The sequence below is a fragment of the Marinomonas sargassi genome (genome assembly GCF_025716875.1).
Taxonomy (GTDB): domain Bacteria; phylum Pseudomonadota; class Gammaproteobacteria; order Pseudomonadales; family Marinomonadaceae; genus Marinomonas; species Marinomonas sargassi.
The window spans coordinates 389,069-406,376 of sequence record NZ_JAOVZB010000001.1; the positions used below are offsets into that span (position 1 = coordinate 389,069).

Annotated in this window: 18 protein-coding genes; 5 read left to right on the plus strand and 13 right to left on the minus strand. The window is 41.4% G+C overall.

Annotated features, from left to right (window positions below; genetic code table 11):
• Positions 1-66: 66 nt before the first annotated feature.
• Positions 67-1,644, minus strand: a complete 1,578-nt coding sequence (locus OFY17_RS01830) for a hypothetical protein (RefSeq protein ID WP_263528986.1) — start codon at positions 1,642-1,644, stop codon at positions 67-69.
• Between the two features lie 127 nt (positions 1,645-1,771).
• The gene (efp, locus tag OFY17_RS01835; RefSeq protein ID WP_263528987.1) at positions 1,772-2,344 is read right to left on the minus strand and encodes an elongation factor P; all 573 of its coding nucleotides are present in this window, start codon (positions 2,342-2,344) and stop codon (positions 1,772-1,774) included.
• 204 nt (positions 2,345-2,548) lie between these two features.
• Here efp and epmB point away from each other — a divergent pair, with 204 nt between their 5' ends.
• Positions 2,549-3,604 carry an EF-P beta-lysylation protein EpmB gene (gene epmB, locus OFY17_RS01840; protein ID WP_407659355.1) on the plus strand — a complete coding sequence of 352 codons (1,056 nt, stop codon included), beginning with the start codon at positions 2,549-2,551 and terminating at the stop codon, positions 3,602-3,604.
• Between the two features lie 18 nt (positions 3,605-3,622).
• On the opposite strand, the gene OFY17_RS01845 is transcribed toward epmB, so the two are convergent.
• Together OFY17_RS01845 and OFY17_RS01850 are read right to left on the minus strand one after the other, a co-directional pair.
• The gene (locus OFY17_RS01845) at positions 3,623-4,906 is read right to left on the minus strand and encodes a ribonuclease J (protein ID WP_263528989.1); all 1,284 of its coding nucleotides are present in this window, start codon (positions 4,904-4,906) and stop codon (positions 3,623-3,625) included.
• 156 nt (positions 4,907-5,062) lie between these two features.
• Positions 5,063-5,428, minus strand: coding sequence for a DUF1304 domain-containing protein (locus OFY17_RS01850; protein WP_263528990.1), 366 nt, complete (start codon positions 5,426-5,428; stop codon positions 5,063-5,065).
• A gap of 238 nt (positions 5,429-5,666) precedes the next feature.
• Between OFY17_RS01850 and OFY17_RS01855 the strand changes: the two genes are divergently transcribed.
• Together OFY17_RS01855 and OFY17_RS01860 are read left to right on the plus strand one after the other, a co-directional pair.
• Complete coding sequence (locus OFY17_RS01855; protein ID WP_263528991.1) at positions 5,667-6,590, plus strand: DUF2125 domain-containing protein; 924 nt, start codon at positions 5,667-5,669, stop codon at positions 6,588-6,590.
• Positions 6,591-6,614: 24 nt separating this feature from the next.
• A complete protein-coding gene (locus OFY17_RS01860) occupies positions 6,615-7,091 on the plus strand; it encodes an NYN domain-containing protein (RefSeq protein WP_263528992.1) in 477 nt (158 codons plus the stop codon).
• 69 nt (positions 7,092-7,160) lie between these two features.
• On the opposite strand, the gene OFY17_RS01865 is transcribed toward OFY17_RS01860, so the two are convergent.
• The gene (locus OFY17_RS01865) at positions 7,161-7,382 is read right to left on the minus strand and encodes a VF530 family protein (RefSeq protein WP_263528993.1); all 222 of its coding nucleotides are present in this window, start codon (positions 7,380-7,382) and stop codon (positions 7,161-7,163) included.
• 158 nt (positions 7,383-7,540) lie between these two features.
• Between OFY17_RS01865 and OFY17_RS01870 the strand changes: the two genes are divergently transcribed.
• Positions 7,541-7,828: an HlyU family transcriptional regulator gene (locus tag OFY17_RS01870; RefSeq protein WP_263528994.1), complete on the plus strand. Its 288-nt coding sequence runs from the start codon at positions 7,541-7,543 to the stop codon at positions 7,826-7,828.
• Between the two features lie 27 nt (positions 7,829-7,855).
• A complete protein-coding gene (locus tag OFY17_RS01875; protein ID WP_263528995.1) occupies positions 7,856-8,839 on the plus strand; it encodes an alpha/beta hydrolase in 984 nt (327 codons plus the stop codon).
• Here OFY17_RS01875 and OFY17_RS01880 read toward each other — a convergent pair.
• The 8 genes from OFY17_RS01880 to OFY17_RS01915 form a co-directional block, all read right to left on the minus strand.
• Complete coding sequence (locus OFY17_RS01880; protein ID WP_263528996.1) at positions 8,836-9,669, minus strand: SDR family NAD(P)-dependent oxidoreductase; 834 nt, start codon at positions 9,667-9,669, stop codon at positions 8,836-8,838. The two genes, OFY17_RS01875 and OFY17_RS01880, sit on opposite strands and share 4 nt — an antisense overlap.
• 8 nt (positions 9,670-9,677) lie before the next feature.
• Positions 9,678-10,706, minus strand: a complete 1,029-nt coding sequence (gene galE, locus OFY17_RS01885) for a UDP-glucose 4-epimerase GalE (RefSeq protein WP_263528997.1) — start codon at positions 10,704-10,706, stop codon at positions 9,678-9,680.
• A 176-nt stretch (positions 10,707-10,882) separates the two neighbouring features.
• The gene (locus OFY17_RS01890; protein WP_263528998.1) at positions 10,883-11,917 is read right to left on the minus strand and encodes an O-antigen ligase family protein; all 1,035 of its coding nucleotides are present in this window, start codon (positions 11,915-11,917) and stop codon (positions 10,883-10,885) included.
• A gap of 525 nt (positions 11,918-12,442) precedes the next feature.
• A complete protein-coding gene (rfbD, locus tag OFY17_RS01895) occupies positions 12,443-13,318 on the minus strand; it encodes a dTDP-4-dehydrorhamnose reductase (protein WP_263528999.1) in 876 nt (291 codons plus the stop codon).
• 10 nt (positions 13,319-13,328) lie between these two features.
• A complete protein-coding gene (gene rfbC, locus OFY17_RS01900) occupies positions 13,329-13,862 on the minus strand; it encodes a dTDP-4-dehydrorhamnose 3,5-epimerase (protein ID WP_263529000.1) in 534 nt (177 codons plus the stop codon).
• 6 nt (positions 13,863-13,868) lie between these two features.
• Positions 13,869-14,762, minus strand: coding sequence for a glucose-1-phosphate thymidylyltransferase RfbA (gene rfbA / locus OFY17_RS01905; protein ID WP_263529001.1), 894 nt, complete (start codon positions 14,760-14,762; stop codon positions 13,869-13,871).
• 1 nt (position 14,763) lies between these two features.
• Positions 14,764-15,861, minus strand: coding sequence for a dTDP-glucose 4,6-dehydratase (rfbB, locus tag OFY17_RS01910; protein ID WP_263529002.1), 1,098 nt, complete (start codon positions 15,859-15,861; stop codon positions 14,764-14,766).
• Positions 15,858-17,303, minus strand: coding sequence for a phosphomannomutase (locus OFY17_RS01915; protein WP_263529003.1), 1,446 nt, complete (start codon positions 17,301-17,303; stop codon positions 15,858-15,860). The genes rfbB and OFY17_RS01915 overlap by 4 nt, the downstream gene beginning before the upstream one ends.
• Between the last annotated feature and the right edge of the window lie 5 nt (positions 17,304-17,308).

The window sequence follows — 17,308 nt, forward strand, 5'->3', positions numbered from 1 at the left end:
TGTTTTCACCTATTCTAGTACTTCCGTAATATAAGGTTTCTATTTTCATGATGTCAGCTTAATAACTTATCGTGCTAGCACTCTATCAGCTTGTTCTTCACCTATTCTGTCTATTAACTGTTGTACAAATAAACTTTCAGGTTGCACGTTTTTACCCTGAGAAATCCAAACACCTTGGGGTCTTTCATGTCGGCCACCCCAACGCTCTCCGATATGACCAATACTCCAGTTAATTGCACCGGGCGGAGACTGTACTGAGGTTTTCCCTGAGCTCTTTGTGTTCCACAATACTTGCTGAGCACCAGCCCAACCATGGCCTGTCCCTAAGCTCAGTCTATCTTGCACATTCATATCTCCTCCTGACACATTATCGTATAGAGTGCCCGTTGCCCAACGGTGGTGAGGGCCTATGTCAGAATGCGTTTTGGTCGCCTTGCTATACACAAATGCATTGGGGCCAGCGACTCTTGATGAGGTAATAAAATCATGTCGCCCATTGCGAGCCGTACAGCGTAAAAATAGCACTTGAGATCCTTCAATGAAGAAAGAATAACGGCGGCCACCACTAATCTCTGATACGGCGTCTATCATCGAAGAATCTCTTACTGTGACAAAGCGCGAAGTACGGCCTACTTTCACTGCGGAGAAAGCAAAATGGTAACTAGCAACATCAGAGACCCATACATGTTCAGCACCTGTAATTTCGATGGCTATCCAAGAGTGGTCTTCATCCGTGTTATGCCAACCCTTTTTGTATTCCGAAACTATCCGCATGTTTTCAATACCAATATGATTAATACGCCCTGTATTGGTCACTGGATAAATCACGCCGCCACCATATTTATCTTCCATCATTTGCACTAATGGAATATCAAGATATATCGTTTTCCCTTCAATTTTAGTGACTGTACGTTCATATTTAAGATTGAATTTTCCTACTTGCCATTGTTTTACAGGACGTCCATCTTTCGTTTTTGGTAACACATCCATACCTAGGTCGCTTATCCATTCTTTAGTGCTAGGGCGCACAATGACAACACTTTGGCCAATGGAATAATGTGAGGTATTTGCCACTTGTACGGAGTCGCTACCAACAGGTACATAAGGATTGAGGATTGTTTGTTTGCCTTTATTTTTCTTGGCTTTTAATTTTCCTTCCACATGTATTAGGCTGCGTTTATCCTGCCCTGATGCAAATAATAGAGTCCCCTTTTTACCCTGTCCTTCCCCTCTTAACACTAGGCCACTTTCTCGAATTACTAATTGGCCAGCTACTTCATAACGACCAGCCTTTAACAATAACGCTCCTCGAAAACCGTTACTTTGCAAAGGTAGTTGGGCAAGCTGGTCAATGGCATTTTGAATATGTTGAGTGTTGTCACCTTCGATGGCTTCAAGGGTCATTACCGCTTCTATATGAGGGATAGGAACATTACTTTTCTGATAACCAGAGTATGAAAAGTCAGGAAGAATATTGCCCTTATCATCTGGTACATAATGCAAGCGGCCTGTTTCATCGATTGTCATCACTGAATCTAGCGTGACTTGCTCAGCGACAAGATGGGAGCTCATTGCTAAGCTTAAAAAGACTGATAATAAAATGCTTAGCAAATAGGAACGGCGTACCAAACATGCACTCTTCATAGGTTAACTTTCCTTTATTATTTTTATATCGACCGAAGCTTTAATATTGCGTCTTACAATAGCGATAAAAAAACCCCAATGACATAGCCACTGGGGTTTTAAAATTGTTATTTCGCGGTAAAAGGAATTATTTACCCGTTGCGCGAGAAACGTATTCCCCAGAGCGAGTATCAATTCGTAGTACTTCACCAATGTTGATGAAAAGTGGTACACGAACCATAGCACCTGTTACTAGGTAAGCCGGTTTAGAGCCACCATTGGCTGTGTCGCCTTTTACACCTGGATCTGTGTCTTTTACTTCAAGCTCGATGAAGTTTGGCGGAGTCACTGCTAAAGGCGCACCGTTATATAGCGTGACAATGTATTTTTCTTGTTCTTTCAGCCACTTAACCGTGTCAGCTACAGCGTTTTCGTCTGCTGCGTGCTGCTCAAAAGAACCGTCTGTTGCCATGAAGTGCCAGAATTCACCGTCTGTGTATAAGTACTCCATGTCTGTTTCCATAACATCCGCTGACTCTAAGCTATCACCAGACTTAAAAGTACGCTCCCAAACACGACCAGAACGAAGGTTACGTAATTTCAAACGGTTAAAGGCTTGGCCTTTACCTGGCTTAACGTGCTCATTGTCTAGAACCGCACATGGATCACCATCAATCATTACTTTTGCGCCGTTGCGCATATCGCTAGCAGAAATAGCCATAAATCCTCACCGTATTTTTTAGAGAAAAAACTCGGACTGGCGTATCATGTCAGTCTTAAGGCCTCAGCGAACGGAATTTCACTCATCTATTTTGAGCAATAAAAGTCAGTTTGCAAAAGCCTCTACGAGCCACTGGTCAATTTAACCAGTAAAATAGTTGGCGCAATCATACCCTAATTGAAGATAATTTTGCAGACATTTGACGTGATTCCTATTCAAACTCTACACCGCGACTTAAAAGAAAATACGCCAACCACAGGTGCATCATGGAAACAGCAGTTGTCCGAGGCCATTACCTCTTTGCCTGAGCTGGTGTCTGCTCTTGGTCTAGCAAAAAAATTAGCCACACAAGGCCAAGCAGCCCACCAAAGCTTTCGCCTATTAGTACCCAGACCTTATCTTTCACGAATAGAATACGGCAACCCAAATGACCCGCTATTACTGCAAGTGCTTCCTGACTCGGCCGAAATGCATGCGGTAACAGGTTATTCAAAAGACCCTCTAGAAGAAGCGGATCACAACCCTCAAAAAGCCATAGTCCATAAATATAAACGCCGATTATTAGTGATTGCCACAGGCACCTGTGCAGTAAATTGCCGTTACTGTTTCCGCCGCCATTTTCCCTATGGTGAGAATCAATTAGCGCAAGCAGAGTGGCAGTCTGTTATCGATTATTTAATCGCTCATCCTGCTATTAACGAAGTCATTTTGAGTGGCGGCGATCCCTTGATGATGAAAGACAGCTTATTAGCGAGACGAGTACAGCAGATTGAAGCGCTTCCTCAAATTAAGCGTTTACGCATACATTCCCGCTTACCTGTGGTCATACCAGACAGAGTCTGCGATGAACTGCTTGCTTGGGTATCGGCTAGCCGATTAGATATCGTCATGGTGTGGCACATCAACCATGCCAATGAAATCGATGCAGAAGTTAAAAATGCCGCCAAAAAGTTAAGAGATGCCAAAGTCACGCTATTAAATCAGGGTGTGATATTAAAAGGAATAAATGACTCGGTAGAAGCACAAGTGAACTTAAGCGAAACATTATTTGATGCGGGAATTATGCCTTACTACATGTTCACTTTAGATCCAGTGGAAGGTGCGGCACATTTTGATATTAGTATTGAAAGTGCCCAACAATTGATGGGCAAAGTCGCCGCTGAACTGCCCGGTTATTTGATGCCCAAACTCGCCAAGGAAATACCGGGAAAAACCGCTAAGAGTGTATTCGCCCCGACATTAAGCTCGGCTAATAGCTAGCCACTCTCTAACTATTCACTAACGGGAAAGCGCGATACGTCCAGTTTCAACCTGTTTTCGACGTACTCGAAGGCTAGGAGCCAATTGAAAAAGGTCGCCATTCTCGCCAACCAGTTGCCTTGGCACAAAACTGTTCCTCGCCACTTTAGCATTAGCATCAAGGTGTTTGGCTTCTCCATGAACAGGTATGGCCACATGGGGCTGAACCCATGAATAAAGCTGCTTTAGTTCATCTTGACAAGGGTGACCACTCACATGAATAGGCAGCTCTGTATCCTGTTGTTGTAACGTACGTACTTTTTGCCCTTTGAACTGTTCAACCAAACGCATAATGGCATCTTCATTCCCCGGTATCATCATGGCAGAGAAGATCACAAGATCGTCAGGGTCTAATGTCAGGTCATAACAGCTGCCAGAGGCTAAACGATTCAAGGTTGCTCTAGGCTCACCTTGGCTACCTGTGACAACGGCTAACACCTCTTCTCTCGGTAAATAACCAAGATGTGCTGCATCAACAAGAGGAAGGTCATCTGGCCAGTATCCCGTTGCTTTCGCCGCACCCACCATATTTGTTAATGATCGACCAATTAGAGCAAAGTAACGACCTGTCTCTTGCGCAACACGCCCCAAAGCCACCAGCCGCGCCACATTACTACTGAAGCACCCAACCACCACTCGGCCTTTTTCTGGTTTTATTACCTCTAATAAGGCTTTGTAGCAGGTGGTTTCAGAAATCGAATGACCGGGTTGCATGGCGTTAGTAGAGTCACACATCATGGCGAGAATATTTTGTTTGGCTAAGGCTTTAAAAGCTTCAGGGGAAAAACCTTCACCAAGGATAGGTTTCTTATCAATTTTCCAATCACCCGTATGAAATATTTTGCCTGCAGGGGTATCTATAGTCATGGCAAAAGGTTCTGGAATGGAGTGCGTTAGTGACAACCAAGACACGGTAAACACACCAATTTGTACGCTTTGATTTTCTTTTACTACGACCACAGGAACTTCATCCGCCAAGCCTACCTGTACCAGTTTTCGGCGTAACACTTCCGCGGTAAAGGCTGTGGTATAAACAGGGCATTTAAAACGGCGCCATAAAAATGGCAGAGCGCCTACATGATCTTCATGGGCATGGGTAATAACAATACCTGAAAGGCGTTCTTTTTGCTCAGATATAAAACGTGGATCGGCACAGACAACATCGGCTGTACGTATTTCATCGGGCGTCAAAGGCTCATTAAACGAGACCCCACAGTCCACCATTAACCATTGCCCATCATGACCATATAGATTCATGTTCATGCCGATCTCACCCGTTCCACCTAATGGTAGAAACCATAAATCATCACGGGTTGGGATTAGAGATGAAATATAACGCTCCTTGTTTAGAAATTCTTAGAAAATTAAATTTTGGAAAGGCAGCTATTTTTGAGTCAATAGAAGCGCTATATAGCGCTTTTAGCCGAGTAAGAAAATACTCAATAAAGCCAAAATAGCTGGCACACCTTGCATAAAGAAGATCGATTTTTTTACTGTGGCACTACCGTAAAGTGCGGCTATCAAAACACAAGCCAAGAAAAAGACTTGTATTTCCTGTGCAAATTCATAGTGAGTATGGATAAGACCAAACACCAAGCCCGCTCCAAGAAAACCATTATATAGACCTTGGTTAGCCGCCATGTGAACGGTTTTTTCTGCTAACCCCTTCTCCATGCCAAACGCCTTTAGCGTTCTCGGATGAGTCCAACGAAACATTTCTAAGTACAATATATAAAAGTGTTCTATTGCGACCAATGCCACTAAAATAACCGTCAGGTAATGCATATGTCCTTGTTCCGTTTAGTCTTGTTTTATTTAGCTTGTTCAATTTAAGTAATCCAGTTCACTATTTATACCATACCTAATGTAAGCCGACCTATGGATTGGCCTATTTTCAATGAAAGTAATCTGTAAAGGGGGTTTCGTTTGCATCTGCATAACAAGCCCTTTAACCTAACTTCTTTTCAGGTCTTGCTGCATAAGTGCGTAACAAGGCGCTAATCCACACCATGAGAGTCATCCATTGAATAACACCAATACACTAGACTTCAAAGCGGGCACTTTTTTCATTAAAGTACTCATGGTTATCTGTGTGGCAACCTTATTAATTTATCTCGCCAAACACTTTGGGACACAATACGCAGAAGACAAAGTACGAGAGCGTCTAGAAGCCTCTGGCTTATCCCCTTTCGTCCATTACGAGAGTTTGCATTTCAACCCTTTTGAACTCGAAGCCTCCCTAGACAATGTAAGTCTGGGTTTAAAAGACACTCCTTGGCTAAGACTGTCTCGCATCACTCTGGACTATCACCCTACCCAGCCCACACATCTCGATATTGAATTCTGGATTCAACACAGCCCGGCAGAGACCTTATCGAGAGATACACAATATTGGATGCGAAAAGTAGGAATCAATAGTCTATTAGGCAAAGGCAGTTTGTCTGCCAACATAGAAGACAAACAGATCACATCGCAGCTTCATCTAGATATCAAAGATGCAGGAAGAACCACAATCACTAGCGATATCAAAATGCTTAACCAGAACATCTCTTTATTCGAGTTACGCAATGACCTACTGGTTTCTATGGCGATGGGGCAACCTGCTGGCGTATTCATTATCCATGGTGATGCTATTGAAATGCGTTCGGCTCAAATCCAATATGAAGACATGGGACTAGCAAAAAATACACTCCCCCAGCCTTTTAGCTTAAGCACAATCCAAAGAAGCATTAATCAGTTAGGATTCGCAGAATATGGCTCAGCCGAGTTGTTCAAGATATCGCAAACTACGCAAGACTTTTTACAAAGCGAGGGTAAAAGCCTGATGCTGGATATATCTCCTGTATCACCAATCACTCTAAAAGATATGGCTTTGTTCGCCTATGATAATCAACTGTTTCAAGGCGCTAATATGTCTCTGACAACGTCACCTACTAACAAGCGATAGCAAGTTATTAAACGAGAAAATTTTATGTCTAATGTCACCATCCTAGTCGATGTGCAAAATGTCTATTACACGACTCGAGACACCTATAAGCGCCCATTTGATTACAATGCTTTTTGGCAACAAGCCACGGAAGGTAGAAATGTTGTGAAGGCCATCGCTTATGCTATAGATAGAGGAGATGAGAAGCAGCGTCAGTTCCAAAATATTCTTCGCGCGATTGGTTTCGAGGTAAAGCTGAAGCCTTTCATTCAACGTTCTGATGGCTCAGCGAAAGGCGATTGGGATGTGGGCATCGCGATAGATGGTATCGAATACGGAAAAGACAGCGATACCTTAATACTAGTATCAGGAGACGGTGACTTCGCCCTGCTCGCTTCCACCTTGAGAGAAAAGTACAACACAAAAGTCGAAGTCTATGGTGTGGAGGCTCTAACTGCACAATCTTTAATACAAGCCGCCGATGACTTTATCCCTGTCACTGAGCAACTCTTGCTTCGATAACTCCTCAAAGAAGCTCTTACGCAGAAGGAGAGCTACACGAAGCAATGTTCCACCTAAATGCTCAAAGAACTAGTCAAAGAAAGTTTCAAGAAACAATGCTTCTACCTTGTCTCTCGCCCATTGAGTGGTGCGCAGGAACTTCAAACTAGATCGAATGGAAGGGTCACTTTTAAAGCAATTAATGTTGATACGGATAGCCAACTCTTCCCAGCCATAATGTTCAACCAACTCTGTTAAAATCTGCTCCAGCTTGATGCCGTGCAATGGGTTATTTTTTTGAGTCTCACTCATGATACGTTTAATTCCTACGACTTATATGCTGCCGAGAGTATAACCTAAAGCCATATCAACTGAGCTGATTTTTAATGGCGAGTGGCAAATCAACAATAGAATTTGACTAATGGGGCAAATCCCCGAAAAATAGCATCAAACAATTAGGAGAAATAAGAATGGGGATTTTATCAGGCCTAAAAGGGCTATTTTCTGGCGCTGCAATCGATAACGAGCCTGCAGAAGAAGCCATTGAACACAGTGGTTTTATGATTATTCCTGCACCAATTAAAGAAGGTGGACAGTTTAGAGTCGGAGCGACCATCACCAAAGGAGAAGGTGAAGACCAGCAAGTTCATAACTTCATCCGCTCAGACCTTATTGCCAGCCGAGATGAGTGCATTAACATTACGGTACGTAAAGCTAAAATGACGGTTGATCAGCTAGGCGACAAGATCTTCGGTTAATAAAATCAAAATTTAGGGATATAAAATATGCAGGACTGGGTGCTCGAATCAGAAAAAGAAGATCATTTGGGTGATAGCTTTGTTGCTCGAACCTTTAAACAGCCCAGCCCTGTCATTCATACTACCTTAATCCATCACATTGCTAACCCCAATGCAGACAAAGCCATTCTTTATATTCACGGCTACACGGATTACTTTTTTCAAGCAGGATTAGCTGAGTACTTTATTTCTCTTGGCTATCGCTTTTACGCAATAGATTTGCGAGGTTATGGCCGCTCTATTCGCCCTTATCGACCACCCACTTGGTGTGAATCCATATCTGAATATATAGACGATTTAGATCTAGCGCTCGCAACAATCAAACAAGACGGTATAGCAGAGACCATTGTTCTTGCTCACTCAACAGGGGCATTGATTAGTGCGAATTATTTAGCAAAAAAACAACAAGCACCTTCGTTAGACAATGACGACAAACAAACTTTATCAACAGTCACTGGGCTGATATTTAATAGCCCCTTTCTGGCTCTACCCTTTTCTCCACAGCAAATTAAATGGTTAAAAAAGCCAGTTAAAGCCATTGTTTCAAGCTTCCCTTCGGGGGTCATTAAAACGAATAAGCCTATTGTTTATGCCAAAAGTTTGCACTCGCAATTCGAAGGGGAATGGGATTACCGGCTAGACTGGAAACCTGAAAATGGTTTTGGTCTTTCCCTCCATTGGTTAAATGAAATTATCCGAGCGCAAGAATGGCTAGCAACTCAAACACTTAATATACCGACCTTATTGTGCCGCTCTGAAGTCAGTACCATCAGTAAAAAGTCCGTTGGAGATATGCAACAAGGGGATGGTGTATTACATGTAGAGAGTATGGAGGAGGCCGTAAAAAACACGTTCGATAACTTGACGATCAAGGTTATTCCAAAAGGCTTTCACGACCTATATTTATCAAAAGAGCCAGCCCAACAAGCTTACTTACAAACCATGTCCGACTGGCTAACAGAGCAAGATTAAGCACCTTGGCGACGCATCACCCAATCTAGCATACAGACCGGAAAGAAACGTCTCATAAAGGCAGCGCCGTAAGTGGGTAAAGTCACATAATAATGGGCTTTTGGGCGTTGAGATTCTAGTGCATGTATTAGCTTATTCACTACAGCACTAGCAGATAAAGTTTGAGACGAAGATGGTCCTTCCTTACTCAATCTCGCTACCGCCTCCTCATAACCTTTTTGGTGTCGGCTATTCTGCATATCTATATTAGTCTTGAGCGCTACCAAGGCATTGGCTCTAAAGCGACTTTCAATTGGCCCCGGCTCAATCAAACTGATTTTAATAGGAGTATCTGCAAGCTCAAGACGCAAGGTATCCGTCAAACCTTCTAAGGCAAACTTACTGGCATTATAAGCCCCTCTAAATGGAGCGGCGACTAAACCTAATACCGAGCTATTCGTCACAACTCGCCCATCCCCCTGAGCCAACATCAGCTTCAACACTTTAGTGGTAAGCTCATGGGTACCGAAAAAGTTACACTCAAATTGTTCTTTAAGGGCCGACACAGGAAGATCTTCCACCGCCCCGGGCTGCCCATAAGCGCCGTTATTAAACAAGGCAAATAAACCACCACCAGTGATGTCCAGTGTTTGCTGTAAGCCTTGAGTAATCGACTCAGAATCACTCAAATCCAGTTGAACAACGTGCTTCAACCCTTGCGCCTTCAGCTTCTCAACGTCCTCAGCTTTACGACAGCTTGCAACCACTAAATACTGACGTTTTTGTAGCATCTTAGCGGCTTCTAGACCGATACCTGTTGAACAACCTGTGATCAGAATGGATTTTTGCATACAAGATCTCACTTTAATTTTGAAGCATACCCATCGGGGTTGTTCGACTGCCAATTCCAAGCATCACGACACATATCTTCTAATGAAAGACTAACTTGCCAACCTAACTCACTTAATGCTTTCTCAGCATTAGCGTAAAACTCAGCAATATCACCAGCACGGCGTGGCATAATGTCATAAGGTATCTTCTGATCCGAAGCTTTTTCAAAGGCTTTAACGACATCCAATACACTATAACCAACACCTGCACCTAAGTTATAAGCGTCTATACTTTTTTCTGTCTGAGATGCAAGCTTTTCTAGCGCCTTAATATGACCTAATGCCAAATCCACAACATGGATATAATCCCGTATACCTGTACCATCCGGCGTTGGGTAATCGCCACCAAACACGTTCAATTTTTCACGTTTACCCACGGCCACCTGAGTAATAAAAGGCATTAGGTTATTCGGTATTCCATTAGGATCTTCACCTATCAGCCCACTAGGATGTGCTCCAACAGGGTTAAAGTAACGTAAAACTGACACATTCCAACGATTATCAGAAGCGTAAGCATCTTTCAGAAATTGCTCTATCATTACTTTCGTTCGCCCATAAGGGCTAGTCGAGCCGAGGGGGAAATGTTCGACATAAGGAATTGGGTTATTTTCACCATAAACGGTTGCTGAAGAACTAAACACTAAGTCAAAGACTTTATTCTGCGCCATTACATCTAACAGGTTCAGCGTACCAGTTAAATTATTATGATAATAATTTAAAGGTATCTGAGTAGATTCACCAACTGCTTTCAATCCAGCAAAATGAATAACAGCTTGAATGGAATAAGTTTCAAATACCCGAGCTAAAGATTCTTTATTAAGTAAATCAACTTGATGAAAAAAAACTGATTTTCCCGTAATACATTCAATACGCTGAAAAACCTCAACACTGGAATTACACAGGTTATCTACGACTACAACATCATAACCTTGGTTCAACAGCTCGACACAAGTATGGCTACCTATAAACCCAGACCCACCAGTTACCAGAACAAACATTTACTATTCTCCAACGCCCTAAGAAAAATGGCGATCATAAAAACTATGATCGCCATTTTAGGCTTTTCTAATTTCACTAAGCAATGAAATTATTATCCATGAAATTAATACTTTAGAATATCTTTCTATTTCTGGATTGTAGGTTTTTCATTTACCAAGAAACTTCAACCTAACGTTTAAGGTTGACTCAACTCTTCTCGCTCAGCCCAACGAACAGCAGCCCAGAAATAGACAATTAAAAAAGCGTACATTGTCACACCTATATTATGTCCAAACATGACTTGAGTGAGGGCAAAGTCCATATAGCACATCGGAATCAAAGCACCTGCTATAGCGTATGACCGAATACGCCAATTAGATCCACATTGTTTTAATTTTCTAAGAAATAACCTTAAAGGTAGAAGGTACAAAAGCATCAGAAACGCCAATCCAATTATGCCTCTTTTAGATAAAGCGTCTAAATATTCATTATGAGCATGAGAGAAGCCTACAGAGTAATCACTAATTTTTCCTTCTGACGCAAGCTGTTTTTTTATTGGGATAGTTTGACTTTGGCCTACCCCTAAAAGTGGAGCTTGCTGAAACATATATAGGGCCGATTTCCACATGTCAAATCGAGCGCCGACAGATGTTTCAGCATTCGATCCATCTATATAGTTCTCAATATCATCCACCGCTGCTGCAACTCGCTTTTGAACTCCTGTTTCAGGTATTGCAACAACACTAACAAGAAAAATAGTAACGAGAGTACAAACTGAAAATAAAGCTTTACGGTCCATTAGATCTCGACATTGCCAGAACATAAACAAGCCAATAAGCGGTAAACCAATCCAGCCGCCACGAGTTCCAGATAAAACAGAAGCTCCAACACCGCACACTCCACCACATAGCATTACAGCAAGAAGCACAAACCGTCTTTGAGAGTAAAAATAAACTGCGCCAGAGAAGCTTAAAAAGCCGAGCAACATCGCAATATTACCAAACATAATTGCATTTATTTGCCCATTAGCTCTATCCACACCCAAGACAATACGTTCATAAAGAGCGACAAAAAAGGCTAAAGTAGAACCAAAAGCAACAGCGTACCAAAGCCACTCTTTTCTATTAGAAACACAAAGTAAAAGAACCATGACAGGCAGAACTAAAATAAATCGAGAAGGCCTATCTAAACCTCTTACTCCACCATCATCGAGGTAAACTGCAAAAAACATACTTACAGAAAAGGCCAAAAACCCCCAAAATAATAATCGATCCTCTTTATTTAATATTGACCATCTAGGCCTGATAAAAAGAAGGCCAAAACTAAATAAAAAAATAAAAGAAGAACCTACATTATAACCACCCGGAATACCAATAGAAAAAGCTAAAGTCAATGCTGCAAAAAACCAAACTAAGCTAATATATTTATCTTTAAACCCCATAAAACCCAACTCCGAAAGCATTTAAAATATTTTATTTTTCAATAATAAAATCTATAAAAAACACACTATAAATAAAATCACATTACCAACGATTACCCTTTCACATAAATATAAAACCCTGATGCGTTATAAAAGGAATTTATAGTAGATGATTTATCTTTTTAATAACCGATAGTAGTACCGTTTGGTAATTATGACTGCCAAAAAATTAGATGAAAATTGAGTTCCTTCTTAAATTAAAAAATCAAAATTAAACTTCTTAGGAAAAAGATAATATATACAGCTTACATATAGATTTTTAAGCATAAGTGAAAACTATGGGAGCTTACTCAATACTATATCTAAAGCACTTAACCAAGAAGAATTAGATATATTTAGCCTTTTCAAATCACTATTATCTAGTATTGAGTATGCAGGACGTTTTACAGCTGTCGGAAAAGACTCGCTACTTATTGGTGTTAATTTCGGCATTTTATCGATCAAGTTAAGTTTATTTGCTTTAAATAAAATCGCTCGTGCGAACCCATGCCAACTTGTAGATATATCGCCAGTGTAATGATATACCCCCCACTCCAAGACACCTTTACTATTATATTGATCACATAACTGAACAATGGATCTAGCTAAATCTTTTGCATACGTCGGATTACCATATTGATCAGAAACTACACTTAATTCATCTTTTTCATTGGCTAAACGCAACATAGTTTTAACAAAATTATTACCGTATTCACTGAAAACCCATGCCGTACGAAGAATAATATACTTATCTAAGGTAGAGGCGATTACTTTCTCACCGGCCAATTTGGATTGACCATACACACCCTGAGGCTCAGTCTTACTACTAGGTTGATATGGTTCAACGTTTAAACCGTCAAAAACATAGTCTGTTGAGACATGGAACAAAGGTATATCTAAAACCGAAGCCTGTTCCGCAAGGTATTTAACACCAAACTCATTAACAGCGTACGCCTGATCGCACTCCAACTCAGCCTGGTCCACTGCCGTATAAGCCGCTGCATTTATAATAACATTCGGTTTCACGACATTAGTTATTTTAACTACTTCTTCTTGATTGGTAATATCCAATTCAGAGGAATCGAAAGCAAATAGGTCATGAGAAGTATTAGTAATTAGATCTTGTAAACAAGAACCTAACTGTCCATTTTTTCCGGTCAATAAAACACGCATTGTTATCTACCTAAAGCTTTTCAAATTTAAGACCAATTTTATCCTTAGACGATAAGATTGGTTGAATATTTTCTGGCCATTCTATTGCAACTTGAGGGTCATTCCAAATTAGTGAGCCCTCATCACTAGGATCATAATAATCCGTACATTTATACTCAAAGTCAGCGATGTCACTTAAAACGACAAAACCATGCGCTAACCCTGGAGGAACCCAAAACTGACGTTTATTCTCTTCACTTAACACTACACCAGCCCATTGACCATAAGACGGGGAATCTTTGCGAATATCTACGGCCACATCAAATACTTCACCACGTACAACTCTCACTAATTTTCCTTGTGGCTTACTCTTCTGAAAGTGCAGCCCTCTTAGAACATTTCTCGATGATCGTGAGTGATTATCTTGAACAAAAGGTAAATCAATACCAGCCACTTCGGCATAACGTTCAGCCTGAAACGTTTCTAGGAAAAAGCCTCTTTCATCACCGAACACCTTAGGCTCAATGAGTAAAGCTCCTTCAACTCTCGTCTTGATTACTTTCATATTTTTTTACCTATAGCCATCAGCTACTTTAAGAAGGTATTGCCCGTAACCTGTTTTCTTTAAGTTTCTTCCAGTCACTATAAGCTCTTCCTTCGATAACCAACCTTGACCAAATGCAATTTCTTCTAAACAAGCTACTTTTAGACCTTGACGATGTTCAACCGTTTGTACAAATTGACCCGCTTCTAATAATGAATCATGAGTTCCGGTATCTAACCAAGCAAATCCACGCCCTAATAATGCAACTTCTAAATTCCCTCTTTTCAGATATGCCAAGTTTACATCCGTAATTTCTAATTCACCGCGCTCAGAAGGGCTAATACCTTTGGCAATTCTTATCACATCATTATCATAGAAATAGAGTCCGGTAACCGCATAGTTTGATTTAGGAGTCTTAGGCTTTTCTTCAATACTAATAGCCTTGCCAGCATCATTGAATTCAACCACCCCAAAACGTTCTGGATCAGTTACATGATAGCCAAATACGGTTGCCCCACTAGATTGAGCAGAAGCCAACCTCAAAGACTCAGAAAAATGTTGTCCAAAAAATATGTTATCCCCCAAGACTAGTGCAACATCATCATCACCTATAAACTTTTCTCCAATAATAAAAGCTTGCGCAAGGCCATCTGGGCTATCTTGTGTAGCATAAGTTAACTGAATACCAAATTGACTTCCATCACCTAATAGACGTTGGAAACTCACTTTATCATCAGGTGTGGTAATAATTAAAATTTCCCTGATGCCAGAGAGCATCAAGGTTGAAATAGGGTAATAAATCATCGGTTTATCATAAACCGGCATCAACTGTTTTGAAGTCGCTAGCGTTAAAGGATGAAGACGAGAGCCGCTGCCTCCAGCTAAAACAATACCTTTACGTGTCTTTTTGACTGTGCTCATATTAATTTTTTTCTACCCCATCACCCACTCGCTCCATCTGGTAATCACCAGACAAAACTCGTTGCCACCATTCTTGATTATTTAAATACCATCGAACTGTCTTTTTCATTCCAGATTCAAATGTCTCTTCTGGCGTCCACTCCAGCTCATTAGCAATTTTTGTTGCATCTATTGCATACCTTACATCATGCCCTGGCCTATCTTTTACGAAAGTAATAAGGTCTGTATAGGCAGATACACCTTTGGGTTTTTCAGGTACAAGCTCTTCTAACAAAGAACAAACTGTTTCAACGACTTCAATATTTCGTTTCTCATTATGACCGCCAATATTATAGGTTTCGCCTATTTGGCCCTCTATTGCTACTTTAATAAGTGCGCGAGCATGATCTTCGACATATAACCAATCTCGAATTTGCGATCCATCACCATAAACAGGCAAAGGTTTACCGGCTAATGCATTTAGGATGATATGAGGAATGAGTTTTTCTGGAAAATGGTAGGGGCCATAGTTATTAGAGCAATTAGTCACAATAGTCGGAAAGCCATAAGTCCGCAACCAAGCGCGTACCAAATGGTCTGACCCTGCTTTACTGGCAGAATAAGGTGAGCTCGGAGCATAGGAGGTTCTTTCAGTGAATAAAGGAAGATATTGGCCATCAGTAACATCATCGGGGTGGGGCAAGTCACCATACACTTCATCTGTAGATATATGATGAAAGCGGAAAGCTTCTTTCTTGTTTCTATCTAAACAATTCCAATACTTACGTGCCGCTTCTAACAGAGTATAAGTCCCGACAAGATTAGTTTGTATAAACTCACCAGGGCCATCTATAGAACGATCTACATGACTTTCTGCTGCCAAATGCATAATGATATCCGGCTCGTGTGTTAAAAGCGTGCGATCTAATTCAGCAACATCACAAATATCTACTTGCTCAAAGACATAGCGTTCATCATGTAATGAAACTGGAATAGATTCCAGATTCCCAGCATAAGTGAGTTTATCAAGGTTAACGACACTGTGTTTCGTATCACTAAGTATATAACGTATAACAGCACTACCTATGAACCCAGCGCCACCTGTTACTAATATTTTCATTTAGCACCTACTTTTAACAATACTGCATTTAAGACACAAGAAGACTTTATGCCTGCATCACTCTCCACATAACAACGAAGCTCTGGGGCATTACCTGAGGGCCTTAAGTGAACAATATCACCGTTGTTAAACGTCATCCGCAGGCCATCGGTTTCATCCATAGAAACCACTTCTAACTTTTCGCCTTTCTCCGCTACCACAGACAACAGTTCAACTTGTTTCGTTTTGCTGTTTTTTAGTTCGCTAATAAGTTGCTTACTGGTTTGTGTTGGAATATTTTGAATGCGGTCGCTTGCTGTGTAACGAGCAGGATAATCGTTTGTTAGCTGGCTGATTGGGCAGTTTTTTTCATGCGCCATAGCCAGCAAGATTAAAGCAGGCAAAACAGAATCACGAGTAGGTAAAGAATGTAACGTTTTACTATTTACCTTAAAGTCTGACCCTACTAAAAAGCCACCATTGGCTTCGTAACCCACAATGCGTGCATCAGGTGTTTGCTTTAATAGGGCTTCCATCCCAGAAATTACATAAGGTGAGCCAATTTTGGTTCGTAGTGTTTTACGTTCCGGCCCCTGCAATTCTAGAACTGTATTTACATTAACTGGTGCGGCAACATGGCTGGCTTGTAAGTAATCCGCGCACAACACTCCAAGAATATCACCACGTAACCATTCGCCTTTTTCATTAGCAATCAACGGCCTATCACCATCACCATCCGTAGAAATAATAGCATCCAATTGATGCTCTTGAGACCAAGCCAGACCTTTGGCAACATCTTCTTGCGACACGGCTTCGGTATCAATGGGCACAAAGGTATCAGTGCGCTCTAGTGACACAACTTCCGCACCAAAATGCGCTAACAATCGCTTAATCACATCACGAGCCACACTGGAATGCTCGTATACCCCAATTTTTTTACCCTCCAGCATGTCGCTTGGAAATAATACTTTATAACGGTCTTCAAAGATCGTCATAGCAGCGTCATTGACATAAGGAAGCAAGGTGTTAGAAAACGAATCTGGCAAGGTAACAAAACCGTCCATAATAGCCGCTTCATCCGCTTTACTGATTTCACCATCTGGACGATAAAACTTAATGCCATTACGATCAAAAGGAATATGGCTACCGGTAATCATCACAGCAGGTATTTGATGTTGCATAGAATAGAAAGCCAAGGCAGGCGTAGGAATTACACCACAGTAAACCGCTTCTGCGCCACTTTGTTCAATGGCCGCGATACAGGCTTTCGCAATGTCAGGGCTGCTAGGACGTAAATCCAAGCCAACCGCCACGCGCTTTGAACCAGAACACACTCCCTTCAAGAAAGACGCGACAAAGGCAAAACACAACTCTGGTGTGAGATCCTTCACCAAACCACGAACGCCGCTGGTGCCAAACGCCACACCAAGCTCTTCACTCAATACTTTTACTTGTTTATTCATCAGTG